Here is a 7,580-nt window from a genome sequence, read left to right as displayed (position 1 = left end):
CGCACCTGGAGGAGGGCGCCGAAATCGACCTGGGCCGGCTGAAGCGGGAGACCCGCGAGGCGTTGATCGAGCTGGCGGCCATTGTCGCGGACGGGTTTCCCGGCGACGACCGGTCCAACCAGCACTTCGTCTGACGGACCGGCTCAGCCCTTCGGGTTGTTGTCGCCTCGGCCCAGTCGCCACAGGAACTCCGGGTCGTCGTCGGGTCCGATCACCCGGGTCTTCGGCCGGGTGGCCTGCGAACGGGCAGCGCGCCAACCGACATAGAGCAGTGTCCCCAGAACCAGGACGAGGAGCAGGTAGAGCACTCGACACCTCCTGGGGCTGAATATACCGCGGCTGATTCACCAGCCGAGGTTGCGCGGTTGGGCCCGACGGCCGCGTCGCCGACCGTGGCCGGGTTCGCCAGTAGGGTCGAGCTGTGATGGGTCGGGTCTCCGCGGGCCGCGCCGTGATGGATGTGCTGCTGTATGCGGCGGCGCGGCTGGTGTTGGTGATCGTGCTCAGCGCGGTGATCTACGTGCTGGGGCGGCTGCTCGGAGTGCGCGATTTCCCGGTGATCGTCGCGGTATTGTTCGCGCTGATCGTCGCGCTGCCACTGGGCATGTGGGTCTTCAGCCCGCTGCGCCGACGCGCCACCGCCGGCCTGGCGCTGGCCGTCGAGCGCCGGCGGCGGGACCGAGAGCAGCTGCGGGCCCGGCTGCGCGGCGAGACGCCGCACGACCCGGACTGATTCGCCGGGTGTGTCGGGAAACGATGGGACTGGTGGTGTGCCGGCCGGCTAAACCGGCGTCATCGACCGAAAGTCAACGCGGCAGCTACGGTGATCGCCCACCCCAGCATCGCCAGCCCGGTGTCACGCAGCACCGGGATCAACTCACGCCCAGCCCGCCCGGTGCGCACCGGCACCGACGCCCGCACCGCCAGCGGAGCGGCGACCAGCCCGGCTGCGCACCACGGCGTGGCCAGCATCAACATCAGGGTGAGCAGACCGGCCAGCGCCAGCAGCGCCTGATACAACAGCCGGGTCCGGGCGTCGCCGAGGCGTACCGCCAAGGTGGTCTTGCCGGCCCGAGCGTCGGTGGGGATGTCGCGCAGATTATTGGCTACCAGCACCGCCGACGACAACGCTCCGGTCGCCGCTGCCAGCGTCACGCCTACCCAGTCCACCTGCAGCGCCTGGGTGTACTGGGTGCCCAGCACCGCGATCAGACCGAAGAACACGAACACCGCTGCCTCACCGAGCCCCGCATACCCGTAAGGCTTTGGGCCGCCGGTGTACAGCCACGCCGCGGCAAGGCAGACGGCGCCCACCGCCAGCAGCCACGGCGCGCTGACCAGCGCCAGCGCCAGCCCGGCCACCGCGCCGACGGCCAGCGCCGTGAGCGCGGCGGCCAGCACCGACCGCGGAGTCGCCAGCCGCGAACCCACCAGCCGCACCGGTCCGGTGCGCTCGTCGTCGGTGCCGCGGATGCCGTCGGAGTAGTCGTTGGCAAAGTTCACCCCGACGATCAGCGCCACCGCGACGACCAACGCCAGCAGCGCCTTCCACCACATCGCGGCACCCAGCCAGGCCGCCGCGCCGGTGCCTGCGAGCACCGGAGCCACCGCGTTGGGCAGCGTCCGCGGCCGCGCCCCCTCGATCCACTGCGCAATGCTGGCCACCGCACGATCTTTCCATGCGGGTATCGGACAATGATCGCCATGATCGGGGTGATCGGCGGCAGCGGCTTCTACTCGTTCTTCGGCCCCGACGCACGCCGGGTCAGCTTGGACACCCCCTACGGCCAGCCCAGCGCCGCACTCACGGTGGGCACCGTGGGCAACGGTGAAGTGGCGTTCTTGCCGCGGCACGGCGCGCAGCACCAATATTCGGCGCACACGGTGCCCTACCGGGCCAACATGTGGGCGCTGCGCGCGCTGGGGGTGCGGAGAGTCTTCGGACCGTGTGCGGCCGGCAGCCTGACCGCCGACCTGCCGCCCGGGGCGGTGGTGGTGCCGGACCAACTGGTGGACCGCACCCGCGGCCGCGCCGACACCTACTTCGACTCCGGCGGTGTGCACGTCGAGTTCGCCGATCCGTATTGCCCGGTGTTGCGGGCCGCCGCCACCGGGCTGCCCGCTGTCGTCGACGGCGGCACCATGGTGGTGATCCAGGGGCCGCGATTTTCCACCCGTGCCGAAAGCCAGTGGTTCGCCGCGGCCGGCTTCGGCCTGGTCAACATGACCGGCTATCCGGAGGCGGTGTTGGCTCGTGAATTGGAGATATGTTATGCCACTATCGCTTTGGTGACCGACCTGGATGCCGGCATCGACGCCGGAACCGGGGTGAAGGCCATCGACGTGTTCGCCGAGTTCGCCAAGAACATCGGGCCCTTCAAAAAGCTGGTGTGCGAGGCGATCGAGCGGCTCAGCGATCAGCGCACCTGCACACACTGCCTGCCGCACGAGGGCATCCAACTTCCCTTCGACTTGCCGTAGGCGAGGGCTCAGGCCTCGTGGCGCCCATGCGGTGCCGGAATATCCGTCTTCCGAAAGATTCTGGGTGCGTGGGACTCCGCGGAACGGAAGATCCTTGGCGATGGCGGTTCCGAGGCGTCGCCGACGGCCATGCGGTATTGCGGGACGACGACGATCGCCACCACGAGGCAGCATAGCGCCAGGGCGCAGAGCACCACGTCGAAGGTGCTGGTGATCTGCTGAGCAAGGTCGTTTCCGTAGACCGGGTTAGCCAGCGCCACGCTGCGCTGCGAATCCCCGAAGCGGGGCGCCAAGCCGACACCGACCACGACGCGCGAGACGGCAAACCCGAAAAGCACAGCGCACATTAGCCAGACAGCAGCGGGCGGAAGTGAGCGGTTGGCGAGGTTGATGCGAAGCCACACCGCGTACCCCGCCACCGCGCAGGTGATCCGCCACTACAGGTTGAACAGCACGCTCAACCCGGCGCCGCCGATCGACGCCCAGCCCAGGATCCGGGCCGACAGCAGCCAGCCGCCCAGCGAGTCGCCGCCGGAGGTGGTTTCGAGCGCCGCCGGTTGTGCGGCCAGCAGCGCACCGGCGATCCCCAGCCAAGAGCCCGGACCCATACCACCCGGAACCTGGCCGCTTCCGGCGTAGTGAACGGTCTGGATCGCTCCGCCGTGCGGCTGTCCGGTATGCCAAAGCCGAAATACAGGTTCCACGACAAGAACAACCCGGCGCACAACAGCACGCCGGCGGTTGTGTCGCGGCCGATGTCCCATCGCCATGTCACCCGGCGAATCACCCGCTCACCATAACCGCGCCGTGTGACTACGCGGTGGGTGCGCGAAGGTTGCGGACGTCGCGGGATCGCACGACGACGATGGCTGTCACCAGGCTGTACAGTGCCAGCACGCACAGCACCACATCGAACGTGCTGGTGATCTGCTGGGCAAAGGCGTTGCCGTAGACCGGGTTAGCCAGCACCGTGGCTTGCTGCGAAGGCGTGAGGAGGGGCGCCAGATCGACACCGACCACGATGCGTGAGATCGTCAACCCGAAAAGCAACACGCACATTGACCAGATGGCCGCCGGCCGGAATGCGCGGTTGGCCAGGTTGATGCGAAGCCGGACCGCGAGCACCGCGGTAACCAAATCGAATGCCGCCATCACTGCGGTCTCGCGTAACGGGAGATCCACGCCCACCGAGATAACGAGGTCGGTGACACGCATCACCAGCGACCCGACACACCATACGACGATGAGGAACAGGACTTTCCGGGTCGCGGCAAGCCAGGCGCTCTCAGCCGGCCGTGCGGTGACGGAGTTATGCAACGTCGGCACGGCGAAGATCGCCGCCGCGGCCGCCCACACCAGGTAACCCTCGAAACCGACACCCGTCTGCGACGTGTTCTGCGAGATGCCGTGGAATGCGTCGATGTCACGCCCGACCGGCAAGCTCCACACCAGCGGACCCGCAACCAGTGTCGACACCCCGAGTGCGATGGTTGCGATCTGAGACGGCCTGCCGCGCTGTAGAATCCACCCGGACGCGACGACGACGGCGATCCACGACACTGCCCCGTACACCACGGCGGTCGTGACGATCGCAATAGCAGCCTGGTCGAAACCCGGCAGCACGTAGCGCACCGGGAAGTAGAGGTTGAACGCTACTCCCAGTGCGGCGCCGGCTATCGATGCGCAGCCCAGAATCCGCGCCGACAGCATCCACTTGCCGAATCGGCCGCCGTCGGCATCGCCGGTGAGTACCGGCTGCGCGGTCAACAACGCACCGGCGAGCCCCAGCCATGCGCCGGGTCCCACACCACCCGGCGCGTGGTCGCTGCCGCCATAGCGAACCGTCTGGATCGCATCGAACACCACAAAAGCAAGCACCAGCAGCAGATACGGGATGTTGAGCGCCAAGCGCAGCCGGCCGAGGAGCGCCGGGTTGAAACCGGCACCGGATATCTGCCAGCGACCCACGTAGGTTACGGCGATGGACCCCAGGCAGAGCAGAGTCGCCAACGCCAAAGCCGTGAACACCGCAGCGCGGCGCTCAGGTATGCCGGCGCCGAAATACAGATTCCACGGGAGGACCAACGCACTGCACAAAAGCACGCCGCCGGTTACATCGCGGCCGATCTCCCACCGGCGGGTGGCGTCACCAATCACCGGCTCACAATAACCGCCGCTGGTCAGCGATGATCGCGGGTGTTGCTGTCCGAGACCCTGGCTAGACTGGCGGATCAATCGGTGGTGGAAGGAGTGGAAGGAGAAGCGCGATGGACGTCGCGTTGGGCGTGGCGGTGGCCGGTCCATTTGCCCGCTTGGCGCTGGTCGAATCGGGTCCCGGTGGTCATGGCGTGCTCGACCAGTCGGTGCTGGACTTGGCGTCTCAACCGATCGAGAAACTCACCGAGACGGTGGCCGGCACGAAGCGGCTGCTCGCCGGTGAGGGCCACCGGTTGGTCGCCACCCGGCTGTGCTGGTCAGATCAGCAATTAGCCGATCAGCTGTGCCAGGCGTTGGACCACTCGGGTGTTGAGAACGTCACGGTAGTGCCGGAGGCCGATACGCTCGCCGGGAAACTGCCGGCCGGCGACGGTTCTCACGTTGAAACCGCTCAGGGCGCCGCGGCGGCGCCGGACCCGGTGACGGCGGCTGCTTCCGCCATGCCAGCCGAGACGGCCACCATGCTGGCAGTCGCGGCGGCCGGCGCCGACTCGCAGTTGGCCTACTCGATGGAAGATGAGCCACCGGGGGTGTACGGCGGAGCCGATGAAGCCGATTTCGGCAACGATGCCGATGAGGGCGAGGTCGCTGCGCCGCCGGTGCAACCACCGCCCCCGCCGGTGCCGGGGAAGTTCATGCCCGGGCTTGTGGCTCCCCACCCGCTGGCGGCACCCCAACCACCGGCCGCCAATCCCGGTACCGTCGTGCCGCCGATACCGGTCATCGGCATCCCAGGGGTTGGCGGCAAGACCGAGCCCTCCAGTCCCGTCGGTGGCGGGGTCGTCGGCGGCAGCGGGTCTGGCAACGGCGGGTCCGCTGGCGCTGGTTCCGGTGACAACAGCACCGGCGCAGGAGGGATCGGGAGCGGCTCCGGCAGCAGCGGGCCCGGTGGTAGCGGTTCGCACGGTGGTTTTGGTGGTGGCTTTGGCGGCGAATCGCATGGCGGCTTCGGCGGCGGCTCGCACGGCGGCTTCGGCGGCGGTGGCTTCGGTGGTGACCGCCACTAAAGCAGGCCGACCCGCCCTCAGCCCAACGCCAGCCCGACTATGGTCGGATGGCATGCAAGATGTCCCGAATATTCCTCCGATAATCTCGGTCGACGACCACGTCGTCGAGCCGCCGGATCTGTTTCTGCGGTGGTTGCCGTCAAGGTTCCGCGAAAGCGCGCCGCACGTCATCAGCCTGCCCTGGGAGTACTCAGTCGAGGGCCGCCACTGGCCATATCGGCCCGCCGCCGACGGCCCGGTGACTGATTTCTGGGCTTTCGAAGATTTGCGTGTCGTCATCTGCGGGGCCACGGCATGCGCCGGAAAGTCACCCGAAGAAATGTCAAGCACGCCAGTACGTTTCGCCGACATGCGTCCGGGTTATTACTCACTGCCCGAGCGGCTGGCCGACATGGACGCCAACCACGTCGAGCGGTCGATGTGCTTCCCCACCTTTCCGAGGTTCTGCGGCCAGACGTTCAATGAGGCGCGCGACAAAGCGTTGGCAATGGCCTGTGTCACCGCCTACAACGACTGGATGGTGGAAGAGTGGTCTGGCGAGAGCGGCGGCCGCCTGATCCCGCTGTGCCTCATCCCACTGTGGGACCCCGATGCCGCCGCGGCCGAGATCCGTCGTAATGCCGAGCGGGGGGTGCGAGCAGTGTCGTTCTCGGAGATGCCGTCGGCTCTCGGGTTGCCGAGCATCCATGACGCCGACCGGTATTGGGATCCGGTGCTGCGATCATGCGACGAGACGCAGACGGTGGTGTGCATGCACATAGGTTCGTCGTCGAGCTTCGCGACCAGCTCACCCGACGCGCCGCCGGCTGTGACCGTCTCGTTGACGAGCACGAACAGCCAGATCGCACTTGCCGATTGGCTTTTGTCGGGAGTCATGGTGCGATTTCCGAACTTGAAGATCGCCCTCTCCGAGGGCCAGATAGGCTGGATACCGTTCCTTCTGGAGCGGATGGATCGCATCTTCGACCGCCACTCGGCAACCGATCAACTGGATCCCTGCATTACCGAGCCGCCGAGCAGTTACATGGCTGGACGGGTGTACGGCTGCTTTTTCGCCGACGACTTCGGCGTCCGCGTCCGCGACTACATCGGCATCGACCAGATCACGTTCGAGACCGATTATCCGCACAACGACTCGACCTTCCCGAACTCCCTGCCCTATGCGCAACAGGCGCTTGCCGGGCTGCCTGACACCGACGTCCACAAAATCATCCGGGGCAACGCGATCACGATGCTCGGATTGCCGGAGGCGTTGCCGGATCGTGGGGCGCTGACGAGGACCTGACGCCGCAGCGAGGCTATTGCTCGCGGCACCCGCCGAATCGGCGCGCCAACGCTTTCCGGTCCACCTTGCCGATACCGTGTCGTGGCAGCGCGTCGACGACATGCAGTTCCCGGGGTGCGGCGGTGCCCTCGATCGATGCTGCGGCGTGCGCGCGCAGCACCGCCAGCGTGGGTGGTGTCGCCCCGGCGGGCACCACCGCGACGGCCACCCGCTGGCCCAACCGGTCATCGGCGACCCCGAACACCGCGCAGTCGGTCACCGCCGGGTGGGTGCGCAGCGCGGCCTCCACCGGCTCGGGTAGCACCGTCAGGCCGCCGGTGCTGATCGCGTCGTCGGCCCGCCCCAGAATCTGCAGTTTCCCCGAATCATCCAGCGCGCCAAGGTCGTCGGTCCAAAACCAGCCTGCCTCGGCGAACGGGTCGGGATCGATCGGGTTGCGGTAGCCGCTGGCCAGGGTCGCGCCGCCGATCACCACCCGGCCGCCGGTCGCGATACTCAGCCGGACCCCGTCCAGCGGGACGCCGTCGTAGACGCAACCGCCGGCGGTCTCGCTCATGCCGTAGCTGCGCACCACCGCCACACCCGCCGCG

8 protein-coding genes and 2 pseudogenes are annotated in these 7,580 nt (G+C 67.8%); 5 read left to right on the top strand and 5 right to left on the bottom strand.

The window, feature by feature from the left end; translation table 11 throughout:
* A pseudogene (locus AC2VON_RS20595) lies at positions 1–134 on the top strand (MinD/ParA family protein); the annotation flags it as partial.
* 9 nt (positions 135–143) lie between these two features.
* Here the strand turns inward: AC2VON_RS20595 and AC2VON_RS20590 are convergent.
* The gene (locus tag AC2VON_RS20590; protein ID WP_486954577.1) at positions 144–308 is read right to left on the bottom strand and encodes a hypothetical protein; all 165 of its coding nucleotides are present in this window, start codon (positions 306–308) and stop codon (positions 144–146) included.
* Positions 309–424: 116 nt separating this feature from the next.
* On the opposite strand from AC2VON_RS20590, the gene AC2VON_RS20585 reads away from it, so the two are divergent.
* Positions 425–733, top strand: coding sequence for a DUF4229 domain-containing protein (locus AC2VON_RS20585; protein WP_486954576.1), 309 nt, complete (start codon positions 425–427; stop codon positions 731–733).
* A gap of 59 nt (positions 734–792) precedes the next feature.
* Here AC2VON_RS20585 and AC2VON_RS20580 read toward each other — a convergent pair whose 3' ends face one another.
* Entirely contained in the window at positions 793–1,665 is an 873-nt protein-coding gene (locus AC2VON_RS20580; protein ID WP_486954575.1) for a 1,4-dihydroxy-2-naphthoate polyprenyltransferase, read from the bottom strand.
* 39 nt (positions 1,666–1,704) lie between these two features.
* Here AC2VON_RS20580 and AC2VON_RS20575 point away from each other — a divergent pair, with 39 nt between their 5' ends.
* Entirely contained in the window at positions 1,705–2,481 is a 777-nt protein-coding gene (locus AC2VON_RS20575; protein WP_486954578.1) for an S-methyl-5'-thioadenosine phosphorylase, read from the top strand.
* An 8-nt stretch (positions 2,482–2,489) separates the two neighbouring features.
* Here the strand turns inward: AC2VON_RS20575 and AC2VON_RS20570 are convergent.
* Together AC2VON_RS20570 and AC2VON_RS20565 are read right to left on the bottom strand one after the other, a co-directional pair.
* Positions 2,490–3,268, bottom strand: a pseudogene (locus AC2VON_RS20570) (DUF7937 domain-containing protein).
* Between the two features lie 26 nt (positions 3,269–3,294).
* Positions 3,295–4,638, bottom strand: coding sequence for a DUF7937 domain-containing protein (locus AC2VON_RS20565; protein ID WP_486954574.1), 1,344 nt, complete (start codon positions 4,636–4,638; stop codon positions 3,295–3,297).
* 110 nt (positions 4,639–4,748) lie between these two features.
* On the opposite strand from AC2VON_RS20565, the gene AC2VON_RS20560 reads away from it, so the two are divergent.
* Positions 4,749–5,705 carry a DUF7159 family protein gene (locus tag AC2VON_RS20560; protein WP_486954573.1) on the top strand — a complete coding sequence of 319 codons (957 nt, stop codon included), beginning with the start codon at positions 4,749–4,751 and terminating at the stop codon, positions 5,703–5,705.
* A gap of 52 nt (positions 5,706–5,757) precedes the next feature.
* Positions 5,758–6,990, top strand: coding sequence for an amidohydrolase family protein (locus AC2VON_RS20555; RefSeq protein WP_486954572.1), 1,233 nt, complete (start codon positions 5,758–5,760; stop codon positions 6,988–6,990).
* A gap of 13 nt (positions 6,991–7,003) precedes the next feature.
* Here AC2VON_RS20555 and AC2VON_RS20550 read toward each other — a convergent pair.
* Positions 7,004–7,580, bottom strand: a 577-nt coding sequence (locus tag AC2VON_RS20550) for an AMP-binding enzyme (protein WP_486954571.1), incomplete at its 5' end; no start/stop codon positions are given.

The organism is Mycobacterium sp. TH-M82, from assembly GCF_057473605.1.
This window is presented reverse-complemented; position numbering and strand designations above follow the sequence as displayed.

Excerpts from the sequence above, each read along its gene's own strand:
- AC2VON_RS20560 (WP_486954573.1), top strand. The coding sequence starts at position 4,749 with ATGGACGTCGCGTTGGGCGTGGCGGTGGCCGGTCCATTTGCCCGCTTG.
- AC2VON_RS20575 (WP_486954578.1), top strand. The coding sequence starts at position 1,705 with ATGATCGGGGTGATCGGCGGCAGCGGCTTCTACTCGTTCTTCGGCCCC.
- AC2VON_RS20555 (WP_486954572.1), top strand. The coding sequence starts at position 5,758 with ATGCAAGATGTCCCGAATATTCCTCCGATAATCTCGGTCGACGACCAC.
- AC2VON_RS20585 (WP_486954576.1), top strand. The coding sequence starts at position 425 with ATGGGTCGGGTCTCCGCGGGCCGCGCCGTGATGGATGTGCTGCTGTAT.